Below are 20,958 nucleotides of genomic sequence, written 5' to 3'. Positions count from 1 at the left end.
CCGGTGCGACGTGCTCCGGGCGATCCCCGTTCCTACGGGGTGGCAGGAGCGCCGCAACGTCCATCAGGACCGTGTCTCTCTGGTCGAGCGTTGCCCCGGACAACGCTGGTGGACTCTCAGGTGCTGCACTGCTGGTACTGCGGTCTTTCTAGCGAGGGCGGCGGGTGAGTCTCCTCGCCCGCCGCTCACGCTTCCGGATGATCCAAGGCCCCCCTCGATCATCCGCTTCCGGCCGAACCAAGCCCCCCTTGCCCGACCGTGGATGACGTGCCCCCACCCCATCCATCCGTTGCATCGGAGTGGACGGGGTCGTCGTTACAGAGTTTTCGGGATTTCGTAAGAATTGCGCAAAGGTGCGCGAGAGAACCTTTTCCGAGCGGATCGAAATGTGCAGAACCGCGACAAACGCCGCCTACCGCTCAGACGAGGCGCCCCGACAGTCAGGCGCCGAACACTCAGGCGAGTGCGGACCAGGCCTGGTGGGCGGCGCCGAGCAGGCCCGCGTTGTCCAGCTGGGCGGGCTCGACGGTCAGTTCGGTGACGAACGGGAGCTGAGCCAGCCGCTTCACCCACGCCTGGACAGGATCGAACAGAACCGGACCCGCCTTCGCCACCCCGCCCCCGATCACGACAGTGGTCAGGTCGACCGTCACCGCCGTCGCGACGATGCCTGCGGCCAGCGCCTGTGCCCCGTCGTCGAAGACCTCCAGCGCCAGCTCGTCCCCGGCCGCCGCGTCGGCAGCCAGTACGGCGGTATCCACGTCCTCGTCGATCCGCCAGCCGAGCCGCTTGGCCCGGGCGACCATCCGTGGCCCGCTCGCGTACGCCTCGACGCAGCCGTACGACCCGCACGCGCACGCCTCGCCGTCCTGGTCGATGATCACGTGGCCGATGTGCGCGGCGTTCCCGGACTGCCCGATCAGCGGCTTGCCGTCGACGACCAGTCCGCCGCCGACCCCGGTCGAGACCACGATGCCGAGGAGGGTGTCGACGTCCCGGCCGGCGCCGGTCCAGAACTCGCCCAGCGCGAAGCAGTGCCCGTCGACTCCCAGCGTCACCGGTACGTCGCCCGCGAGCGCCCGGACCCGGTCGACCAGGGGGAAATTGCGCCAGGCGGTGATGTTGACGGGGGAGACCAGGCCGTGCCGCTGGTCCAGCGGTCCGGCCGAACCGATACCGACGGCCAGCGGGGTGGCGTCGCCACGGACCCGATCGATCAGCTCGGCGAGTGCGGCGAACACGTCGTCCGCGTCGCCGGCCGGAGTCAGGATCCGGTCGCCGGTGCGGATCGTGCCGTCCGAAGACACCAGCGCGGCGGCCATCTTCGTGCCGCCGATGTCGATCCCCAGTACGGTTCCCTGCGCCATCGCTGCTTCGTCGCTCATCGTCCCCCCGTCTGGGCGGTCCAGGTCGAGAGACAACGTTATCCGTAGTCGGCCCAGACAGACAGGGGGTAATCATATGAACCCAGGAAATCCCGCAGGAAGTGGCCTGTTTCGCGCTCAGTTAAGTCCTGACAACGATCGCCCTGACGCCGGGAATCGGGTGCTAATCATTAGCTCCGGGCGAGGGGGGTGGCGCCCGGACCGGGACGCACGAGAGGGTGTGAGGATGAGTGAGCTGACCGATACTTTCCCTGCCCCGCCGCCCCAGTCGCTAGCTCGTGATGCCGCCGGAGCCCTGGTGGTGGGCTTCACCGGGACGACCGCCCCGGACAACCTGCGCCGCGCCGTCGCCGACGGACTGGGCGCCGTCATCCTGTTCACCCGCAACGTCGCCGACGCCGATCAGGTCACCGCCCTGACCGCGTCGCTGCGGGCCGAGCGCCCCGATGTGATCATCGCGATCGACCACGAGGGTGGCGAGTTCAGCCACCTCGCCCCGGCCAACCGGTGGCCGCTGGCGTCACCGCGCGTACTCGGCGACCTCGACGACGTGGACCTGACCCGCGCCTCGGCCCGCGATGCCGCCGCGACCCTGGCCGGCCTCGGTATCGACCTGATGCTCGCGCCGTCCGTCGACGTGAACAGCAACCCGGCGAACCCGGTCATCTCGACCCGCTCGTTCGGCACGACCGCGGACGTCGTCACGCGGCACGGCGTCGCCTTCGTCGAGGGTGTGCACGAGGCCGGCATCGCCGCCTGCCCGAAGCACTTCCCCGGCCACGGAGACGTCGCCGTCGACTCGCACGTCGGCCTGCCCCGGGTCGACCGCTCGATCGAGGAGATCACCGCGGTCGAGCTCGCACCGTTCAAGGCCACCATCGCGGCCGGTGCCGAGGTGGTCATGAGCGCCCACATCATCTTCTCCGCGTACGACGACCAGCCCGCCACGCTCTCGCACCGGCTGCTGACCGGTCTGCTGCGCGAGGAGCTCGGCTTCGACGGCGTGATCACGACGGACGCGCTCGAGATGCAGGCGATCACCAAGAACCGCTCGATCGAGGACGCCGCGGTCGCATCGATCGGGGCTGGTGCGGACCTGGCCATGATCGCGGTCGGAACCGCGGACCCGCAGGCACTCATCACCCGCGTGGTCGATGCCGTTGGCAACGGAACGCTCACCGCCGAACGGGTCGCCGACGCCGCCTCCCGGGTCCGCGCCCTGGCCGCCTCGCTCGGTCAGCGCACCCGGCAGCCCGGTCTCGACGGCGCACCGATCCGTGAGGTCGCCGCCCGGGTCGTGGCCCGGCAGTCGATCCCCGCTCTCGGAGCAACGCCGTACGTGGTGGATCTGACGCAGGGGCTGCACCCGGCCTGGAACCCGTACTTCAGCGGGCTCCCGGAGGTCTTCGCGCGCGTTGCCCCGGGCTCGGACGGCGTGGTGCTGCGCGGTTCGCACCGCCTCGAAGGTGAGGGGAAGGAGCCGGAGAACGGGCTCGCGGAGGCGGTCGCGGCCGCTGCCGGCCGGCCGTTGGTGGTCGCCGTACAAGACGCCGTGCGTACGCCGTGGATGCGCGACGCGCTCGCCCACCTCACCGAGGGCCGGGCCGACGACGTGTTCGTGTTGTGCACCGGGATTCCGGAGGATCGGGCGATCGTTCCGGCCGGGATCCGGTCGGCGACCACGTCCGGCCGGAACATGATCGTGCTGGAGGCGGTCGCGAAGGCCCTCACTCGGGACGGCAGGTGAGGTGCAGATCCAGCGCGTGCTGCTCGACGTAGTTGAGGGCATGCCGGACGGCGCCGACGGAGACGATCGCGTCACCGAGGGACGAGACGGCGACGCGTGGCGGCGTACTGGTGAAGCCCGCCAGGTGCTTGTCGATATCGGGTAGCAGGGCGCCGGCCGCCGCGGCGACCGCGCCGCCGAGGATGACCAGTTCGGGGTTGAACAGGATGCCCAGCATCGCGATCACGCGGGCGGTCCGGGCGGCGATGTGCTGAAGGATGCCGAGGGCAACTTCATCGCCCGCGGCCGCGGCGGCGAAGACCAGCTCCGCGGTGACCGGATCGTCGCCGGCCGTCCGGAGCGAGGTCTCGACGGTCGGGTCGGCGACCGCCGCGGTGCCCTGCTCGCGAGCCATCCGGGCGATGCCATGGGTGTCGCCGACGCCCTCGACCAGCTTCAGGAAGACCATCTCGCCGGCTCCGCCGCGGCTGCCGTGCAGTAGCCGCCCGGAGTCCATCAGCCCGGAGCCGAACCGCTCACCGGCCAGCAGTACGGCGAGATCGCCGACACCGCGGCCCGCACCACGCCACTGCTCACCGAGGACGGCGAGGTTGGCGTCGTTCTCCAGCAGTACCGGCCAGCCGTGCAGCTTGGTCAACCGCTCGGGCAGCCCGGCGTCGAACCGCCGCCAGAACTCGTCGTCGACCAGGATGTGACCCTCCCGATCGACCGGGGCCGCGACGCCGGCGCCGGCCGCGAGCACCTGGGTGTCGGACACCTTCGCCTCCGCCAGCGCCTCGACGATCGCCTGGTGCACGATCTCGGTGCGCTCGCCCGGCTCCTTCACGTCGGACACCGACCGGACCGACTTCGCGATCGTCTCGCCGCGCAGATCGGTCAGCAGCACGGTCGTCTTCGCCGCGCCGATGTCGAGGCCGAGCACGTACCCGGCCCGGCTGTTGAACACGAACCGCCGCGACGGCCGGCCTACCGAGGTGTCGTGCCGGCCGGCGTTGAGCTCGACCACCCAGCCCATCGAGATCAGGTCGTTGCAGACCGCGTGCACGGTTGCCCGGGTCATCCCGGTCGCCTCGATCAGTCCTGTTCCGGTCATCACCCCCGCGTTCGAGAGCACGCTGAGTAGCTTGCCCGCGTTGACCCGCCGCAACATCGGCGGCGTCGCCGTCGGTGGTGTCGCTGGTGGTTTCGCCATCTGGAACGCCCCTGAGGAGTGGTGCCGGAGTAGGAAGGCCCTGTGTCCGACCTGGTGTGACCAGGGCCACTTGACCTGTTCGTGAATCCGAGCGCAGAATACTGCAGATTCTAAATTTAGAGCCTATATAAACATCCGGGCAAGAACCTGACATCCAAGTGAGGCGATTGTGACCAGTCCGCAGACGACCGACCCCGACTGGTGGCGGCAGGCTGTCGTCTACCAGATCTACCCGCGCAGCTTCGCCGACTCCAACGGCGACGGCGTCGGTGACCTGCCGGGCATCATCAGCCGAGTCCCGTACCTGGTGGCGCTGGGCATCGACGCAGTCTGGCTGAGCCCGTTCTACCCGTCCGCGCTGGCCGACGGCGGGTACGACGTGGACGACTACCGCAACGTGGACCCGCGCCTGGGCACGCTGGAGGACTTCGACCAGCTCGTCGAGGCGCTGCACGCCGAGAACATCAAGCTCATCGTCGACATCGTCCCGAACCACACCTCCAACCGGCACGAGTGGTTCACCGCGGCGCTCGCGGCCGCGCAGGGCGCGCCGGCCCGGGACCGGTACATCTTCCGCGACGGCGAGGGCGACCAGCCGCCGTCCGACTGGGACTCCGTCTTCGGCGGCTCGGCCTGGGCCCGGACCGACGACGGCCAGTGGTACCTGCACATGTTCGCGGCCGAGCAGCCGGACCTGAACTGGGAGCACCCCGAGGTCCGCGCGGACTTCGTCCAGACCCTGCGATTCTGGTCGGACCGTGGCGTCGACGGCTTCCGGGTCGACGTCGCGCACGCGCTCGTGAAGAACCTGTCCGAGCCGTTCCCGTCGAAGACCACGCTGCCGCGCCAGTCCGAGTCCAACGGCAAGCACCCGCTCTGGGACCAGGACGGCGTACACGAGATCTATCGCGACTGGCGCAAGGTGCTGAACGAGTACGACCCGCCCAGGTCCGCGGTGGCCGAGGCGTTCGTGCCGGCCGAGCGGCGGGCCCGGTACGCGAGTGCGGACGGGCTCGGGCAGGCGTTCAACTTCGACCTGCTGCAGGCCGACTGGGAGTACGACAAGTTCCGCCGGGTGATCGAGGACAACCTCGCGCTGGCCGAGCAGAACGGGTCCTCGTCGACCTGGGTGTTCTCGAACCACGACGTGGTCCGGCACGCGACCCGGTACGGGCTGCCGAAGAACCCGAAGGGCGGCTGGCAGGACGGCAAGGACTGGCTGCTGAGCAACGGCACCGAGCCGACCAACGACGTCGCCCTGGGGTTGCGCCGGGCCCGGGCCGCGGTGCTGTTGATGCTGGCGCTGCCGGGATCGGCGTACCTGTACCAGGGTGAGGAGCTCGGTCTGCAGGAGGTCGGCGAGCTGCCGGCGGCGAACCTGCAGGACCCGGCGTACTTCCGCTCCAAGGGTGCGGACAAGGGCCGTGACGGCTGCCGGGTGCCGATCCCGTGGACGATGAACGGACTGTCGTTCGGCTTCGGCTCGGGTGGTTCGCACCTGGTCCAGCCGAAGTGGTTCGGGGCGTACTCGGTCGAGGCGCAGGACGGTGACACCGGCTCGACGCTGAGCCTGTACCGCAAGGCGCTCGCGGTCCGTCGTGGACTCCAGACCGGCAACTCGCTGAGCTGGGTCGACAACACCGACTGGGTCCTGCACTTCACCCGGCCCGGCGGCTGGCAGTCCATCACGAACTTCGGTGCGGCTCCGGTCGAGCTGCCCGACGCGGCGGTGGTGCTGTCGAGCGGTCCGCTCGAGGGCGACAAGTTGCCGGGTGACACGACTGCCTGGCTGATCTAGCCGGCAGTCCCCAGACGCGTTCCGGTCTCCGTCGGCCCCCTGCCGACGGCCCTCCCCCTGTGACCGGGACGCACCGCCGGGGTGGGCGCTGGTAGTAGCGCCCACCGGCGGAGAGGTTGTGGCGGGGGCACCGGGCGGCTGCCCCCGTCACAGTCCAGTCAGTGCCAGGATAGGCCCGTGAATCCGACGCTGGCTGACGTGATCGCCGTACTCGACCGGCTCTACAACCCTGCCTGGGCAGAGTCCTGGGACGCGGTCGGCCTGGTCACCGGCGATCCGGAGCAGCCGGTACGACGGGTTCTGTTCGCCGTGGATCCGATGCGAGCCGTGATCGACGAGGCGATCAACGGCGACTTCGATCTGCTTGTCACGCACCACCCGCTGTTGCTGCGCGGAGTGAACAGCGTGGCCGCGACGACGCCGAAGGGCCGGGTCATCCACGACCTGATCCGTAGCAACACCGCACTCCACGTCTGCCACACCAACGCCGACAACGCGAACCCGGGAGTGAGCGACGCCCTGGCGGCCGCAATCGGCCTGCACGACACCCGCCCCCTCAAGGCGATGCCGGCCGACCCGATGGACAAGCTGGTCGTGTTCGTGCCAGTCGACGAGACGCAGGCGATGCTCGACGCACTGGCGAAGGCCGGTGCCGGACAGCTCGGGGACTACGAGCGGGCCGCCTGGAGTGGGGTGGGCGAAGGGACCTTCCGGCCGCTGGAGGGTGCGAACCCGACCATCGGGAAGGTCGGCGAGATCGAGGTCGTGCCGGAGCACCGCCTCGAGATGATCCTGCCGCGGCGCAAGCGCCGGGCCGTGGTCGAGGCCCTGATCGCCACGCATTCGTACGAGGAACCGGCCTTCGATCTCTACGAGTTGGTCCAGCTGCCGGGTGAGCGCGGCGGTGGGCGGGTCGGCGTACTCGCGGACCCGATGCGGCTGGAGGACTTCGGCCGGTTGGTGGCGGAGCGGCTGCCGCGGACAGAGCACGGCGTACGGGTGTCTGGGGATCCGGACCGGATGATCGAGACGGTTGCGGTGGTCGGGGGAGCGGGGGACTCGGAGTTCGAGCGGGTGCGTGCGGCCGGGGTCGATGCGTATCTGACCGCCGACCTGCGGCATCACCCGGCGACCGAGGCCAGGGCGTACGACGAAGGCCCGGCGCTCGTCGATGTTGCCCACTGGGCCAGCGAGTGGCCGTGGCTGCCGGATGCCGAACGACTCCTGCTGGCAGGGTTGGCAGCACAAGGCAGTACCGTGGACACTCACATCTCGACGCTCCGCACAGACGCATGGACCCTGCGATTCTGAGCGTGCTGACAACTGAACGAGTTTAAGGAGCCGACTCTGAACGCCGAGCCCGCCGTCCAACGCCGGCTGCTGGATCTGCAGGATCTCGACCTGCAGCTGGACCAGGTCGCGCACAAGCGCAAAGCCCTCCCCGAGCACAAGGCTCTGTCCGATCTGGCCGCGGAGAAGTCCGTCGTCGATCGCGAGCTGGTCACCGCCGACACCGAGGTCAGCGACCTGCAGCGGGAGCAGAAGAAGGCCGACACCGATGTCGAGCAGGTCCGCCAGCGCAAGACGCGGAACCAGCAGCGGATCGACTCCGGTCAGATCTCCTCGCCGAAGGACCTCGAGAACCTCCAGCACGAGATCGGCTCGCTCGATCGGCGGATCTCCGACCTCGAGGACGCCGAGCTCGAGGTGATGGAGAAGCTGGAGGCCGCCGAGGCGGTGCAGGCCGACCTGCGCACCCGCGCCGAGGCGTTCGCCGGGCAGCAGGCCGAGCTCGAGTCGACCCGCGACGCCGCGCTGAAGGAGCTGGACGAGCAGCGCGCCGAGCTGGGCGACAAGCGGGCGACCGTCGCCGCCGAGCTCCCGGACGCGTTGATCACGCAGTACCAGCGGCTGCGGGAGCACAACGGTGGGATCGGTGCCGCACCGCTCGTCGGCAAGCGCTGCATGGGCTGCCGGATGGAGCTCGCGCCGTCCGACCTGAATGCGATCAAGGCTGCCGCACCTGACGCCGTACTGCGCTGTGAAGAGTGCGGACGGATCTTGGTGCGGACGTCGGAGAGCGCGGCATGACTGGTCCGAACCATGTGATCGTCGAGGCGGATGGTGGTTCACGCGGGAATCCCGGACCGGCGGCGTACGGCGCTCTGGTCCGCGATCCCGCGACCGGTGAGGTGATCGCGCAGGACGGGAAGACGCTCGGGATCGCGACCAACAACGTCGCCGAGTACTCCGGTCTGGTCGCGGGGCTGCAGCTGGCCGCGGAGTACGCGCCGGACGCCTCGATCGAGGTGCGGATGGACTCCAAGCTGGTGATCGAGCAGATGGCCGGCCGGTGGAAGATCAAGCACCCGGACCTGCAGCCGCTGGCGATCAAGGCGCAAGGGCTCGCGCCGTTCGGCACTGAGTGGACCTGGGTCCCGCGGGCGCAGAACTCAGCTGCGGACGCACTCGCGAACAACGCGTTGGACGGCATACCGATCCCGTTGAAGCCGGAGGCGCCTGGGCAGGGGCCGGCGGTGGCCAAGGACCCGTCGGATCTGCAGAAAGCCTTGCAGGGCTGGGGTCCTCAGGCCGAGCCACCGACGCAGCTGATCTTCCTGCGGCACGGCGAGACGCCGCACACCGCGGAGAAGAAGTTCTCCGGTTCGGGTGGTGACAACCCCGGGCTGACCGAGACCGGTCAGGCGCAGGCCGCGGCCGCGGCTGAGTACCTGGCCAAGCTTGGTGGGATCGACGCGATCGTGGCGTCACCGATGCGGCGGACCAGGGAGACGGCGGCGGTGGTCTCCGCGAAGCTCGGCGTCGACGCGATCGTCGACGACGGCTGGGCGGAGGTCTCGTTCGGGGACTGGGACGGGCACACGTTCGCCGAGATCCAGCAGAAGTGGCCGGACGCGATGAACGCGTGGCTCGAGTCGACGTCGGTGGCACCGCCCGGTGGCGAGTCGTTCGACACCTGTGCGCGGCGGGCCCGGTCTGCCCGGGACGCGATCCTGGCGAAGTACCCCGGCAAGACGGTGCTCGTGGTCACCCACGTCACGCCGATCAAGCTGATGATCCGGTCGGTGCTACAGGCCCCCATGAGCGCGCTCTTCCGGATGGAGCTCCGCCCCGCAACCCTGACCGAGATCCACTGGTACGCCGACGGCCTCGCGTCTTTACGCTCCTTCAACGTGCAACCCTCGCTAGTCTGACCTCACCACATCAGAGGACGGAGAGCTCAGTGCCGCTGCAGAGGGTTCATTTCGCCGATGACGTACCTGAGGTGTTCCGGGCGTCCTTGCAGGACATCCGGCGTGAGCTCGAGGTCCCGGCGGAGTTCCCACCTGAGGTGATTGCCGCTGCGCTGGCGGCGGCGAAGAACCCACGGCTGCCTGAGCTGGACCGGACCGACATCGAGTTCGTCACGATCGATCCGCCCGACTCGATGGACCTCGATCAGGCTCTGCACATCGAGCGCACCGCTGACGGTTACACGGTGTACTACGCGATCGCCGACGTGGCCGGGTTCGTCCAGCCCGGCGACGCGATCGATCTCGAAGCGCGGCGCCGTGGCGAGACGCTGTACGCGCCGGACAAGCGGACCCCGCTGCACCCGCCGGAGCTGTCCGAGGATCAAGCCTCTCTCCTGCCCGACCAGGTCCGTCCCGCGTTGCTGTGGACGATCACTGTCGATGCGACCGGCGACGGCACTGGCGTCGTCTGTGAGCGCGCGCTGGTGAAGTCGCGGGCCAAGCTGAACTACGCGGGCGTGCAGAAGGACCTCGATGCGGGCAACGCGTCGGAGTCCCTGCAACTGCTGCGCGAGGTCGGCAAACTGCGTGAGCAGCGCGAGCTCGACCGTGGCGGAGTCAACCTGCCGATTCCGGATCAGGAGGTCGTCACCTCCAACCACGGCTGGGGTCTGGAGTTCCGCGCGCCGCTGCCGGTCGAGGGTTGGAACGCGCAGATCTCGCTGCTCACCGGGATGGCCGCGGCCGGACTGATGATGAAGGGCAAGATCGGCATCCTACGTACGCTGCCCGAGTCGCACGACGACCTGCGGCGCAAGCTGGAGAACACGGCCAAGGCGCTCGGCATCACCTGGCCGAAGGAGCTGTCGTACGCCGCCTTCATCCACGGACTCGATCCGAAGGTGCCCGCGCACGCAGCGATGCTGGCGTCCTGCACGGTCCTGTTCCGCGGCGCCGGCTACACCGCCTTCGCTGGCAGTGTTCCGGAGCGGCCGGAGCACGCCGCAATGAAGGCCGAGTACGCGCATGTCACTGCGCCACTGCGGCGCTTGGTCGACCGCTGGGCCGGCGAGATCTGCGTCGCGCTCTCCGCGGGCACCGAGGTGCCGGCCTGGGTCCGCGAGTCGATGGACGAGATCCCGAAGGTGATGGACGAGGCCGATCGGCGGGCGCACGCGTACGAGCGCTCGATCGTCAGCATGGTCGAGGCCGGCCTGGTCGCGGACCGGATCGGCGACGAGTTCGACGGCGTCATCACCGACGTCGACGATCGGGAGAACACCCGTGGCATCGTCGCGCTGACCACGCTCGCGATCGAGGGCCGCATCACCAGCACGACGCCGTTGCCGCTGGGTCAGGCCGTTCGGGTCAAGCTCGTCGAGGCCGACATCGCCAAGCGCACCGTGGCCTTCGAGCTAGTCCCGTAGGTAGTCCTCGACCGCTTTGGTTGTCCGCTTCACGTCACCGGTTGCCAGCAGGTCCATCAGTGCGCCGCGAAGCATAGCGAGGACGCCGGTACGACGTGCTTCGGCCGCAGCCGACCCTGGATCCGGCTGGCTGGCCTTGAGCAGCTCCAGCCAGTCGTCCACGGTCGAGCGACCGTAGTCGGCCCACGGACCGTCGGGTGCGACGAGTGAACGCCCGTACGCCTCGACCCAGAACTTCATCAGCGGTCGCCGCTCCGGTGCCGCCAGCCAGGTCCACAGCTCGCGCGCGACCACGGTCAGTCCGGGTGGTTCGTCGTACTGCTCGTCGATCTTGCGGAGCAACTCGAGTTCGTCGACGCGGGCGCGGGCGAGGAGGGCGCGGATCAGCCCGTCCTTGCTGTCGAAGAGGAACAGCAGGACGCGCGGGCTCGAGCCGATCGCGGTGGCGAGCGGACGCAGTGACAGGTCGGCCAGCCCATGCGTGAGCGAGTACTCGTACGCGCGCTCGAGCAGTTCCTGCTGGCGGGCGGAAGGGGCTGGCTTCGTGGACGGCACCAGGCTAGTATCGCTCACTGAAACAGTCGTGTCAGTAGGACGGGTAGGGTTGATGACGAAACTGATCAGGAAACTGGGGGAGCCGGGCGACCTCGGGTGGGTGGTGCAGGCGCACGCGGAGATCTACGCGGCCGAGTACGGCTGGGGTCTGCCGTACGAGGTGCTGATCGCGCAGATCGTCGCGGCGTACGCGACCGAACCCGACGCCGAGCGCGAGGCTGCCTGGATCGCTGAGGTCGACGGCGTGCGGGCCGGCAGCATCTTCTGTGTGCGTGGACCGGACGAGACGACCGCGCAGCTCCGGCTCTTGTTGGTGACACCGGCGGCGCGCGGGCTCGGGCTCGGTGCCGAGCTGGTCGACACCTGCCTCGCCTTCGCCCGCGCGGCCGGCTACAAGCGGATGGTCCTGTGGACGAACGAGCCGCTGGTCGCGGCCCGGCACATCTACCTGGCCCGTGGCTTCCGCCTGACCGTGACCGAACCCCACGAGCTGTGGGGCGACAGCCTGCACGGCCAGACGTACGAACTGGACCTCTGAGCTACTCGCCGTTCAGGGCCGGTGTGTCGGCCCAGAGCGCGCGGGCGTCGACAGGGTCGGTGAACGTGCTCGGGACCTTGCCGAGGGCCTTGATGACTGTGGTGGCGCCGGTTGCGTGGCCGACGGCGTACAGGTAGCCGGCGCCGTTGTCCTTGTCGATCCCGAGCAGCAACGTGCCGTACTGACCACAGCGTGCGGTCAGGAGCCGCTCGAACCCCTGCCAGGTCGACGTACGGACCTTGGTGACGACCGGCTTCATCGTCTTGGCGACCGGGATCCGCACGGTGTAGAGCGCACCGCCGCGGGTGTTGGCGAGGAGCGTGTCGTACGTCGCGGTCTCGCTGATCAGCGTCATCGTCTTCACCGACCCGAAGCCCGGCGCGGAACCGAGGGCGGTCCAGGTCTGCAGGTTGTGGATGTCGTTCTTGACCGACCAACGCATCAGCGTGCCGTCGTCGCGGAGCGCGTACTGGTACCGCCGCCGGGTCGACTGCTCGAACGCCACGAACCGGTCCCAGCCGGACCCGATCCGCTGCGACTGCACCTGGACAGCCTTGTCGTCCTCGCGGTTGACGAGGAACTGCACGTTGTACATCGAGGATCCGATCACGACGTTCGCGACCTGCGTGAGCGGCACGTCGGAGTCGCCGCCGTCGAAGTCGAGCGGGCCGGCCAGCCGCACCTGACCTGGCTGGAACAGTCCCAGCGCCGTGGTCCTCTGGGTGTAGGTGATCGGCGGGGTGGTGGCTTGCAGGCCCTGCCACTTGAGATTGCCGGCAGAGGTGACCGAGCCGGCCTGGATCGCGCACGCCGCCGTTGCGGTGGCGGGCTTTGCCTGGGCCGGCGTCGGCAGCATGGCCGCCAGGGCGAGGGCCAGTACGGCGCCGGACAGCTTCTTCAGCATCGATGCTCCAGTTGGTAGGGGGTCTACCTCACTTGATGCGGCTCGCGGGCGGAAGGTTAGGACGCGCAGACGGGCGCGCCGGGAGCCGGGGTCTTGTAGAGCGCGTTCGCGAGGAAGGTGCTGATGTAGCCGTTCTGGATGGTGATCGCGTGGCGTGGACCGACGCTGCCGAGCGGCAGGTACTGCCGGAGCGGGGCGGCCAGGTAGTAGACGCCGTAGTCGGTGAAGTTGAAGTGCCGGCTACCGGGGATCGTGGCGCACCACGCCGTACTGGTGCTTGCCTTGAGCAAGGAGAGCGCGCGGTCGCGGTCCGCGTCGTTCTTCGCGTCCGGGCCGCAGACGCTGGTGATGCAGGAGTTGTCGGCGCCGAGCAGCAGGAGTGGCGCGCGTACGCCCTTGGTCACCACCTCGCCGAACTGGCTGCCGTCGAGATCGACCGCGGCCGCACACCGTTCATCGAGCCGGCAGGCCTCGAGTGATGCGGCGCCGCCGAACGAATGACCGACGTACGACGTGCCGATGCCTGTCTCGGTGCTGTTCGGAAGTTCCTTGGCCACCATGCCGGCCGCGAACCTGGCGTCGGCGGCCCAGATGCCGACCAGGTGGTCGCCGACCTTCTGCGAGCCTTCGCTGCTGTCGCCGAGGTTCGACGGGTTGGCTTCGGGCTTGCTCTGGATCGCCTGACCGCCGAGCACGGTGAGGTTGGCGCTGTACGTCGGTGTCACACCGGCGACCAGATAGCCGTGACTGGCGAGGTCCTCGGCGATGCTCGCGTACATCGGTGCGGACAGGCCCATCCCGGGCATGAGCACGACGACAGGGAAGCGGCCGGGGGCGATGGCGACTCGGTCGAGCGCGCGATCCTGCAGGGTGTTGAACGGGCCTTGGAACAGGGAGAGCGGTGACTTCAGGTGGAGTCCGTTCCACAGGCCCGGGGCGTACTCGACATGCCGGCCCTCGGTCTCCTTGGCGACCGGATACCAGAGCCACACCGAGAGCTTGCGCGGACCATCGGCGTACGGGTCCCGGCGGGGTGTGTCGGTCCACTCGAACGTACGGCGGCCGACCTGGAAGTTCCCGGTCGGCTCAGGCAGCGCCACCGGCTCGGACCGTTTCACCATGATCCAGCCGACGTACCCGGCCCCGCCGAGCAACGCGAACAGAACCAGGATCACGATCCCGGTACGCACCCGTCTCCGCATACCCCCAGCCTCTCACCACCAGGGGCCGAAACGGGGAGGTCCGTGAGGTGGGTCAAACGTGGTCAAGGGCCAGGGCGGGTGGCCGCCCTGGCCCTCGACTGGTGGAACGTCAGCTCACGGATTGGATGATGACGTCTCCTTGACCGATCAGGACGTTCGCGTCCGTCCGGGCCTCTACTGCCCCGAGGAGGACCCGCCCGGCAGCGGGTACCCCTGTCGGCGTCACCGTCGCCGGCACGGTCCACTGTGCGCCCGTCGGTCGCAGCGCGTTGACATCCGCCACGGCGATCGTGCCGTACACGCCGTTGGTCAGCACGTCGCGATAGTTGTACGTCGTGTTCCCCGAAGGCACGGCGAACCCGTCGACGAGTACAACCCAGACGCCGACCGCGGGATTGTTCACTGCGGCCGACTCCACGGCCGTACTGCCCGCGCTCTGTGCCGCCAGCACACAGGTTCCGGACGTGCAGTTGTACAGGAACAGGTCGAGGTCCGCGTTGATGTCACTCGCGCCCCCGATCGTCGCCCGCAGCGTGGTCGTACCCGGTGTGACGGCGACCTGGAACTGCTGCTGCGCGCCATCCGCGATCGTCGGCGTTGCCAGCTTCGCGCTGCCGAGTGCGGTCCCCACAGCCTTACCGGTGAACGGCCCCTGCTGGTTGGTCAGGGTGTACGACCGGGACAACGGCGTCCCGAGCGTGGCCGAGGGGATGATGTCCGGGTTCGGCGACACCGATACACCGAGCAGTGATGCGGACAGCGTGTACGGCGTGTTGAGGATGTCCGACGTACGCCGGGCCTCGACGGTGACCTCCCAGACCCCCGGTTGTGGGTTGCTGACCGTGCGGCTGAGCGGATCGCCTCCACAGGTGCCGCCGGCGACCGGTGGGCTGTAGCAGTACAGGCTGTTGGTCTCGCCGGCCTCACTGGGCAGGCCGTACGGGCTGAACCGGAGGAACCGCGCCTGACCGGTCCCGGCCGTTGCGTTCGGGCCGGACAGATCCACCTTGAACGCGGCGACCCCGGCCGGAACCCGGAAGAAGTAGCTCGTCGTCTGGTTCCGGCCGATCTTCCCGCTGACCGTCTTCGACGGTGTGGCGGTCTCGAGGTTGTACGGCACGACGACCGTGTTCAGGGTCTGGAACTCGATCCCCGGTGAACTGGTGTCGTCGAACAGCAGCAGCGCCGAGTGTGCGCCGACGGACTTGGCCTTGACCGTGACCGGCAGCGATACGTCCGTGTTCAGCGGCAGCGTGATGTCGCCCTTCGTGACGAACGTGCCGTCACCGCTGAGCCACGACAGCTTGTACTTGACGTTGCCGGCCGCACCGGAGGTACGCCGCAACGTGTAGGTGCGGGTGTACGTCGTCCCCTGGACAACGCCCTCGCGGTCATTGATACCGACACCGATACCAGGTGTCGCGAGGAAGGCGGAGAGCGCGGTGCTGACCGGAACCTTGGCGCTGATGGTGTCGGTCCGCGGGCTCTTCTTCAGCAGGTTCCAGGCAGCTCCCACGTTGGCGAGACCGGAGCCCTGCTCGTACGCGCTGTAGTCCGTCAAGAACCGCGCGGTCGACAGCAGCGACTTGCGCAGTTGCGCGGCGGTGACCGTCTGCCCGTTGGCCTTCGCGGCACTGAGCAGCAACGCACCCGCCCCGGTCATCTGTGGAGAGGCCATCGACGTGCCGTTGAACATGCCGTAACCCGGCGGCAGGGTGTACGTCCCGGCGACCGGCTGCCCTGCCTGCCAGGTCGGGACGGACGAGATCGCGGAACCGGGCGCGACGATCTGCGGCTTGAACCCGCCGTCCTCGGCCGGACCACGCGACGAGAACGGGTGCAGGTTCTCGGCGGGGCCTGTCTTCGATCCGTAGTTCGACAGCCAGGTCGAATTGGTGATGTACGAACCGACGCTGACGACCTGGGTCGCCACCGACGGGTCGCCGACGGTGTTCATGCCCGCGCCGCTGTTGCCGGCCGAGAAGAACATCTGCACGCCGTAGGTGTCGATCAGGTTGTTGTACAGCTCGGCCCGCGCGTTGTTGCCGTCGTTCAGTGCAGGCAGGCCGCCGATCGACATGTTGATCACGTCGACGTGCGCGACGGTCACGGCGTAGATCATGCCCTCGAGCAGGGCGTGGTTGGTGCAGCCGGCGATGAACAGGCAGACCCGGACCGAGACCAGCTTGGCGCCGGGAGCGGCACCGCTCATCTTTCCGCCGAGGAGCTTGTTACCCGCCACGATGCCCGCGACGTGCGAACCGTGTGCGCCGGAGACGATGCCGATGTTCACGGCCTGGTCGGCCGGGTCGGTCTGGACGACGAACGGCATCGACTCGCTGATCGGAGTTGCCGGGTTGTCCGTACCGAAGTGGTTCTGGTCGTACTTGACCTTGTAGTCGGTCATCGGCAGGTCGTCGGCGAACGTGCCGTTCTGGTTGGTGTCCACCCAGACGGTGTTGGTGGCCGTGTCCCACAGGACACCGAACAGCCCGGACGATCCCGCCGGGTTGCCGTCGCGGTTGACGTCGTTGCCGACCTCGCCGCCGAGGCGTGGATCGCGTTCGTTGAACGTGCCCTGCCGGAAGGTCGCGGGGTACCCCGGAGCCGGATCGGTCATGTGCAGCCAGGTCGGGTCGTCGTCGGCGTTCGTGGCGCCGACGAACGTCGGATCGGTGTACGTGACCCAGTCGGTGATCTTCCGCTCGCCGGTCGAGGTCGTGTTCAGCGAGGGGTGCCCGAGGTCGACACCGCTGTCGAGGATGCCGACCGTGACGCCGCGGCCGTCCCAGGTCGGGTTGGAGTTGACGAACTGCGCGGAACCGATGTCACCCGTCGGCATGTACGGGTTGACCCGGGGAGTCGTTGCCTTCGGCGCCGGCTGTGGAGCCGGGTCCGTGCCGCCCTGAGGCCGCGGGTCCTCGAGCGGGACCAGGTCGTCGACGTCGGCGGCCCGTACGCCGGCTACGTTCGCGACGTCCTCAGCCTTGTCGATGTTGATCTTGACCCGCAGGTAACCGATCGAGTCGGTCCGCTTCTCGATGCTGGCGCCGAGCTTCGTGAGCCGCTCCGCCACGTCGTTGCTCTGGCCCTTGTCGGCGGCCACGAGCAGCGTGACCGACTTGTGGCCCTTCGACCGCGCTTTCTGCAACAGCGCCTTGTCGCTGTAGCCGAGATCCTTCTTGGGCTTCGGCGGTGCGGCGGCGGACGGCACCACCCCGACCATCGCGACGGCAACCACCCCCGCGAGCCCGACGACAGCCAGCTTCCTGATCCGAGACAGCATGGTTCGATCCCCTCCCGTGACACACAAGCTCCAGCCGTGACCTGCCTGTGACCCCCAGAGAGCACATTCGCACCAAAACCCCGGTTACCGCCAGACCTCAACCCCACTTAACCCGGCGGGGGAGGAGTGAACACGGTGGGAACGGGCCGGTCTGTAAGCCGGATTCTGTGCTGGCGATCATCCATCTACGGTGACCGTTGCCGGGCACCTCCAGCGGCCTACCCGCGAGCTCGGGCGGGCAGCCCTCGGACGCTCACGCGGACGGTGGTTGCCCATCGCCCTTCTTGGCCTTGCTCCACGTGGGGTTTACCTAGCCTCCGCAGTCACCTGTGGAGCTGGTGGTCTCTTACACCACCGTTTCACCCTCACCCGCACTCCCACGAACCACGGGGTTCGTCGGAGCCGCTGGCGGTCTGTTCTCTGTGGCACTGTCCCGCGGGTTACCCCGGGTGGGCGTTACCCACCACGCTGCCCTGTGGAGTCCGGACTTTCCTCGGCGCCCGCTCGCGCGGACGACGCGATCGCCCGACCGACCCGTTCCGTCCCTCAGGATACGGCTTGTGCCGACACATCACGAACGGAGTGAGTGATCATTCAGCCCGGAGGGCCATCGGCCGTCGGCGCCGCGTTCGTACGGGCGTACGTCGACCACCGCGTCGAGGTTGAGCGGTCCGTAGATGTGCGGGAACAACTGCTCGCCCACCGGCTCCTCACACAGCGCGGACACCAGGCGCTCGGTGTCGATCACGAGCAAGCACAGCGGCTCGTCGACGTCGTCGTACGCGAAGTTCGCCACCGGCGCGACCTGTTCCGGACGGGACGCGTGGATGAAGGTCGCACCGTCGTCGAGGCTCTTGCCACGCGTCGACCACCGGTAGCAACCCGCCTCCCGCGCAGCCTCCCACTGCCCCACGAACGCGATATGCAGAATCGTCGCCATAAATCCAACGCTAGCCGTTGAAGGCGTGGATTAGGGTGCTCGACATGGCCAAGGACGAGAGCACTGGGGACGCGGCGACCGAGGAGAAGAAGCCGGCGGCTCCGGTGGATGACTTCAGGACGACGCAGCATGCGATCACGGTTGATGGGCAGGAGTTGGCGTACACGGCAACGACCGGTCGCGTTGTCTTGCGGCAGGAGGTGTTCACGGACGGGAAGTTCGACGGGCACCAGCCGAAGGCCGAGGTGTTCCTGACCGCGTACACGCTGGACGGCGCGGACGCGGGCGAGCGGCCGGTGACGTTCGCGTTCAACGGTGGACCGGGGTCGTCGAGCATCTGGTTGCATCTCGGTCTGCTCGGACCGCGGCGGGTCGTGTCCGGTGATGCGGGTGAGCTGGCGCCCCCGCCGTACACCTTGGTCGACAACACCGAGACGCTGCTGCGGCACAGCGACATCGTGTTCATCGACCCGGTCTCGACCGGGTACTCACGGGCGGTCGAGGGCGAGAAGCCGGGGGAGTACCACGGGTTCACGCGCGACCTGGAGTCGGTCGGCGAGGTGATCCGGCTGTGGACGTCGCGCAGCGGGCGCTGGATGTCGCCGAAGTTCCTGGCCGGCGAGTCGTACGGTACGACGCGCGCCGCCGGACTGGCCTCGCATCTGCAGGAGCGGTACGGCATGTACCTGAACGGGGTCATGCTGATCTCGTCCGTGCTGGAATTTGGCACGCTCGATTTCTCGCCGGGCAACGATCTCCCGTACACGCTGTACCTGCCGACGTACGCCGCGATCGCGCACTACCACGGTCTCATCCCGGACCGCTCCTTGGACGAGCTGCTCGCGGACGCGGAGCGATTCGCGGCCGGGCGGTACCCGAATGCACTTGCCCAGGGCAATCGGATCCCGGCGGACTACCGGGCCGAGGTCGTCACCCGGCTGGCCGAGCTGACCGGGCTGAGCGAGGACTACATCGACCGGGTCAACCTGCGGATCGAGCACGGCCGGTTCTTCGCCGAGCTGCTGCGGTCGCGCCGTCAGGTGGTCGGCCGGCTGGACGGGCGGTTCGTCGGCTGGGAGGCGGATTCCGGCGGTGAGCGGCAGGGGACCGACCCGTCGTTCAGCGCGATCATCGGGCCGTACACGGCGGCGCTGAACCACTACGTGCGGGTCGAGCTCGGCTACGAGAACGACCTGCCGTACGAGAGCCTCAACTTCGAGGCCGCGAAGAACTGGTCGTTCAAGGAGTTCGAGGGCCAGCAGATCACGGTCGCGGACAAGCTCGCCGAGGCGATGCGCGTCAACCCGCACCTCAAGGTCCACGTCGCCTCCGGCCGGTACGACGGCGCCACGCCGTACTTCGCCACCGAGAGCACGCTGTCCCGCCTCCAGATCCCGGCAGAGCTCGTCGGCAACATCGAGACGAAGTACTACCCGGCCGGCCACATGATGTACGTCCACGACGAGTCCCGCGCCCAACAATCCGCAGACCTGGCAGCCTTCATCCAGTCATCCTCCAACCGGTGACGCAGTACGACGAGGTGTCGGCGAAGTTCCTCGCCCTGGCCGACGAGTTGCTGCCGGGGCGGGTCCGTGGGCTGTATCTGACGGGCTCGATTCCGCTGGACGACTTCCGGCCGGGGCGTAGCGACATCGACGGCGTGGTCGTAGTCGATACGCCGGTGACGGAGGACGAGGTCCGCCCGCTCCACGCCAATCTGCCTTCACGCCCGTACTTCGACGTCACGTATCTGACCGCGGCCGAGCTTGCGGTAGCGCCAGATCCGGGTGCGCCGCTTGTCTGCACGGTCGATGGTGAGTTCAAGGTTGGCGGTGCGAGTCCGGTGTTGTGGGCGGAGCTGGCCCGGTCATCGCTGGCGGTCCGGGAGGTGCCGGGGCTGACGGTTGTCGACGATCACCAGGCGCTCGTCGACTACACGCGCGACAACCTCGTCTCGTACTGGCAGCCTCTGCTCGATCAGGTGGACAAGCACTTTGCTGACCTGCCGCGGGATCAGGTGATCGATGCCTGGATCATCCCGTGGTGTGTCCTGGGGGTGCCACGGCTTCATGCGCTGCTTGCTACTGGCAACATCGTGTCGAAGACGGCTGCGGGGGAGCACGGCGCGGTGACGTTTCCGGCGTACGGCGAGCTCTGCCGGCGCGCTATCGAGCATCGGGGCGGTGCGGAGGTTGTTTTCACAGCGGCCGATGCGGTGGAGGCCGTCGCGTTCGGCCGGGCGGTGGTTGCCTCCGCTGCGGGGCTGTGATGGGCATCTTGATGCGCTCTGCCGGTGCTTTGGAGGCGGCGTCGGTGCCTGGTGTCGTGCTGCGACCGCTTTCGGTCGCGGACACGGTCGCGTTGGGGCGGTTGTATTTCGAGGCTTATGAGCCTGGGGTTGCGTCGGCGACTCTTGCCGAAGCGATCGAGGACATCGAGCTCAGCTTCGAAGGGCATTACGGCGTACTCGATCTGGAGCTCAGCCGGTTGGCGTGGGTCGGTGATGAGGCGGTCGGCGCGATGCTCGTTGTGGAGCGGGCGCCGTGGTCCGACACTCCCGACTGCCCGTTCATCATCGAGCTCTTCACGGCACCAACCCACCGCCGACAGGGCATCGCACGGTTGCTACTGGCCTCGTGCGCCACGACAACTGTCGCCCTGCGAGTGGAGGACGACAACATCCCAGCCCTGGCCCTCTACCGCAGCCTGGACTTCCAGGGCGTATAACGT

Annotated in this window: 17 protein-coding genes and 1 other RNA gene; 10 read left to right on the top strand and 8 right to left on the bottom strand. The window is 68.5% G+C overall.

The features are described from left to right. Positions 1 to 455: 455 nt before the first annotated feature. Positions 456 to 1,385 (bottom strand): ROK family protein, encoded by a 930-nt coding sequence (locus AB0L70_RS17360; protein WP_363685025.1) that lies wholly within the window; start codon positions 1,383 to 1,385, stop codon positions 456 to 458. A gap of 226 nt (positions 1,386 to 1,611) precedes the next feature. Between AB0L70_RS17360 and nagZ the strand changes: the two genes are divergently transcribed. Beyond that, positions 1,612 to 3,132: a beta-N-acetylhexosaminidase gene (gene nagZ, locus AB0L70_RS17355; protein WP_363685022.1), complete on the top strand. Its 1,521-nt coding sequence runs from the start codon at positions 1,612 to 1,614 to the stop codon at positions 3,130 to 3,132. On the opposite strand, the gene AB0L70_RS17350 is transcribed toward nagZ, so the two are convergent. Beyond that, entirely contained in the window at positions 3,113 to 4,324 is a 1,212-nt protein-coding gene (locus AB0L70_RS17350) for an ROK family transcriptional regulator (RefSeq protein WP_363685020.1), read from the bottom strand. The two genes, nagZ and AB0L70_RS17350, sit on opposite strands and share 20 nt — an antisense overlap. A gap of 169 nt (positions 4,325 to 4,493) precedes the next feature. Between AB0L70_RS17350 and AB0L70_RS17345 the strand changes: the two genes are divergently transcribed. The 5 genes from AB0L70_RS17345 (at position 4,494) to AB0L70_RS17325 (ending at position 10,803) form a co-directional block, all read left to right on the top strand. Continuing rightward, on the top strand, positions 4,494 to 6,122 hold the full coding sequence (locus AB0L70_RS17345; RefSeq protein WP_363685018.1) for a glycoside hydrolase family 13 protein: 1,629 nt from the start codon (positions 4,494 to 4,496) through the stop codon (positions 6,120 to 6,122). A gap of 177 nt (positions 6,123 to 6,299) precedes the next feature. Beyond that, positions 6,300 to 7,433 (top strand): Nif3-like dinuclear metal center hexameric protein, encoded by a 1,134-nt coding sequence (locus AB0L70_RS17340; RefSeq protein WP_363685016.1) that lies wholly within the window; start codon positions 6,300 to 6,302, stop codon positions 7,431 to 7,433. 399 nt (positions 7,434 to 7,832) lie between these two features. Beyond that, positions 7,833 to 8,213: a C4-type zinc ribbon domain-containing protein gene (locus AB0L70_RS17335; protein ID WP_363685014.1), complete on the top strand. Its 381-nt coding sequence runs from the start codon at positions 7,833 to 7,835 to the stop codon at positions 8,211 to 8,213. Beyond that, positions 8,210 to 9,337 (top strand): bifunctional RNase H/acid phosphatase, encoded by a 1,128-nt coding sequence (locus AB0L70_RS17330; RefSeq protein ID WP_363685012.1) that lies wholly within the window; start codon positions 8,210 to 8,212, stop codon positions 9,335 to 9,337. The genes AB0L70_RS17335 and AB0L70_RS17330 overlap by 4 nt, the downstream gene beginning before the upstream one ends. 29 nt (positions 9,338 to 9,366) lie before the next feature. Next, on the top strand, positions 9,367 to 10,803 hold the full coding sequence (locus AB0L70_RS17325; protein ID WP_363685010.1) for an RNB domain-containing ribonuclease: 1,437 nt from the start codon (positions 9,367 to 9,369) through the stop codon (positions 10,801 to 10,803). Here AB0L70_RS17325 and AB0L70_RS17320 read toward each other — a convergent pair. Further along, a complete protein-coding gene (locus AB0L70_RS17320; protein WP_363685008.1) occupies positions 10,792 to 11,358 on the bottom strand; it encodes a TetR/AcrR family transcriptional regulator in 567 nt (188 codons plus the stop codon). The two genes, AB0L70_RS17325 and AB0L70_RS17320, sit on opposite strands and share 12 nt — an antisense overlap. A 52-nt stretch (positions 11,359 to 11,410) precedes the next feature. On the opposite strand from AB0L70_RS17320, the gene AB0L70_RS17315 reads away from it, so the two are divergent. After that, complete coding sequence (locus AB0L70_RS17315) at positions 11,411 to 11,896, top strand: GNAT family N-acetyltransferase (RefSeq protein ID WP_363685006.1); 486 nt, start codon at positions 11,411 to 11,413, stop codon at positions 11,894 to 11,896. Between the two features lies 1 nt (position 11,897). On the opposite strand, the gene AB0L70_RS17310 is transcribed toward AB0L70_RS17315, so the two are convergent. The 5 genes from AB0L70_RS17310 to AB0L70_RS17290 all read right to left on the bottom strand — a co-directional run bounded on the left by AB0L70_RS17310 (position 11,898) and on the right by AB0L70_RS17290 (position 18,228). Next, positions 11,898 to 12,800, bottom strand: a complete 903-nt coding sequence (locus AB0L70_RS17310; protein ID WP_363685004.1) for a hypothetical protein — start codon at positions 12,798 to 12,800, stop codon at positions 11,898 to 11,900. Between the two features lie 56 nt (positions 12,801 to 12,856). After that, a complete protein-coding gene (locus tag AB0L70_RS17305) occupies positions 12,857 to 14,002 on the bottom strand; it encodes a hypothetical protein (RefSeq protein WP_363685002.1) in 1,146 nt (381 codons plus the stop codon). Positions 14,003 to 14,111: 109 nt separating this feature from the next. After that, complete coding sequence (locus AB0L70_RS17300; RefSeq protein ID WP_363685000.1) at positions 14,112 to 17,288, bottom strand: S8 family serine peptidase; 3,177 nt, start codon at positions 17,286 to 17,288, stop codon at positions 14,112 to 14,114. A 138-nt stretch (positions 17,289 to 17,426) separates the two neighbouring features. After that, an RNA gene (gene rnpB / locus AB0L70_RS17295) (RNase P RNA component class A) lies at positions 17,427 to 17,825 on the bottom strand. Between the two features lie 34 nt (positions 17,826 to 17,859). Then, the gene (locus AB0L70_RS17290; protein WP_363684998.1) at positions 17,860 to 18,228 is read right to left on the bottom strand and encodes a DUF952 domain-containing protein; all 369 of its coding nucleotides are present in this window, start codon (positions 18,226 to 18,228) and stop codon (positions 17,860 to 17,862) included. A gap of 44 nt (positions 18,229 to 18,272) precedes the next feature. Here AB0L70_RS17290 and AB0L70_RS17285 point away from each other — a divergent pair, with 44 nt between their 5' ends. From AB0L70_RS17285 to AB0L70_RS17275, 3 genes are read left to right on the top strand one after another with little or no spacing between them, the layout of a single operon-like run. Beyond that, positions 18,273 to 19,754, top strand: a complete 1,482-nt coding sequence (locus tag AB0L70_RS17285; protein ID WP_363684996.1) for a peptidase S10 — start codon at positions 18,273 to 18,275, stop codon at positions 19,752 to 19,754. After that, a complete protein-coding gene (locus AB0L70_RS17280; protein WP_363684994.1) occupies positions 19,751 to 20,497 on the top strand; it encodes a hypothetical protein in 747 nt (248 codons plus the stop codon). The genes AB0L70_RS17285 and AB0L70_RS17280 overlap by 4 nt, the downstream gene beginning before the upstream one ends. Further along, positions 20,497 to 20,955, top strand: a complete 459-nt coding sequence (locus AB0L70_RS17275; RefSeq protein ID WP_363684992.1) for a GNAT family N-acetyltransferase — start codon at positions 20,497 to 20,499, stop codon at positions 20,953 to 20,955. The genes AB0L70_RS17280 and AB0L70_RS17275 overlap by 1 nt, the downstream gene beginning before the upstream one ends. The last annotated feature ends 3 nt before the right edge of the window (positions 20,956 to 20,958 follow it).

This window comes from Kribbella sp. NPDC051952 (assembly GCF_040680855.1).
In the GTDB taxonomy this organism is placed as follows: Bacteria; Actinomycetota; Actinomycetes; order Propionibacteriales; family Kribbellaceae; genus Kribbella.
This window is presented reverse-complemented; position numbering and strand designations above follow the sequence as displayed.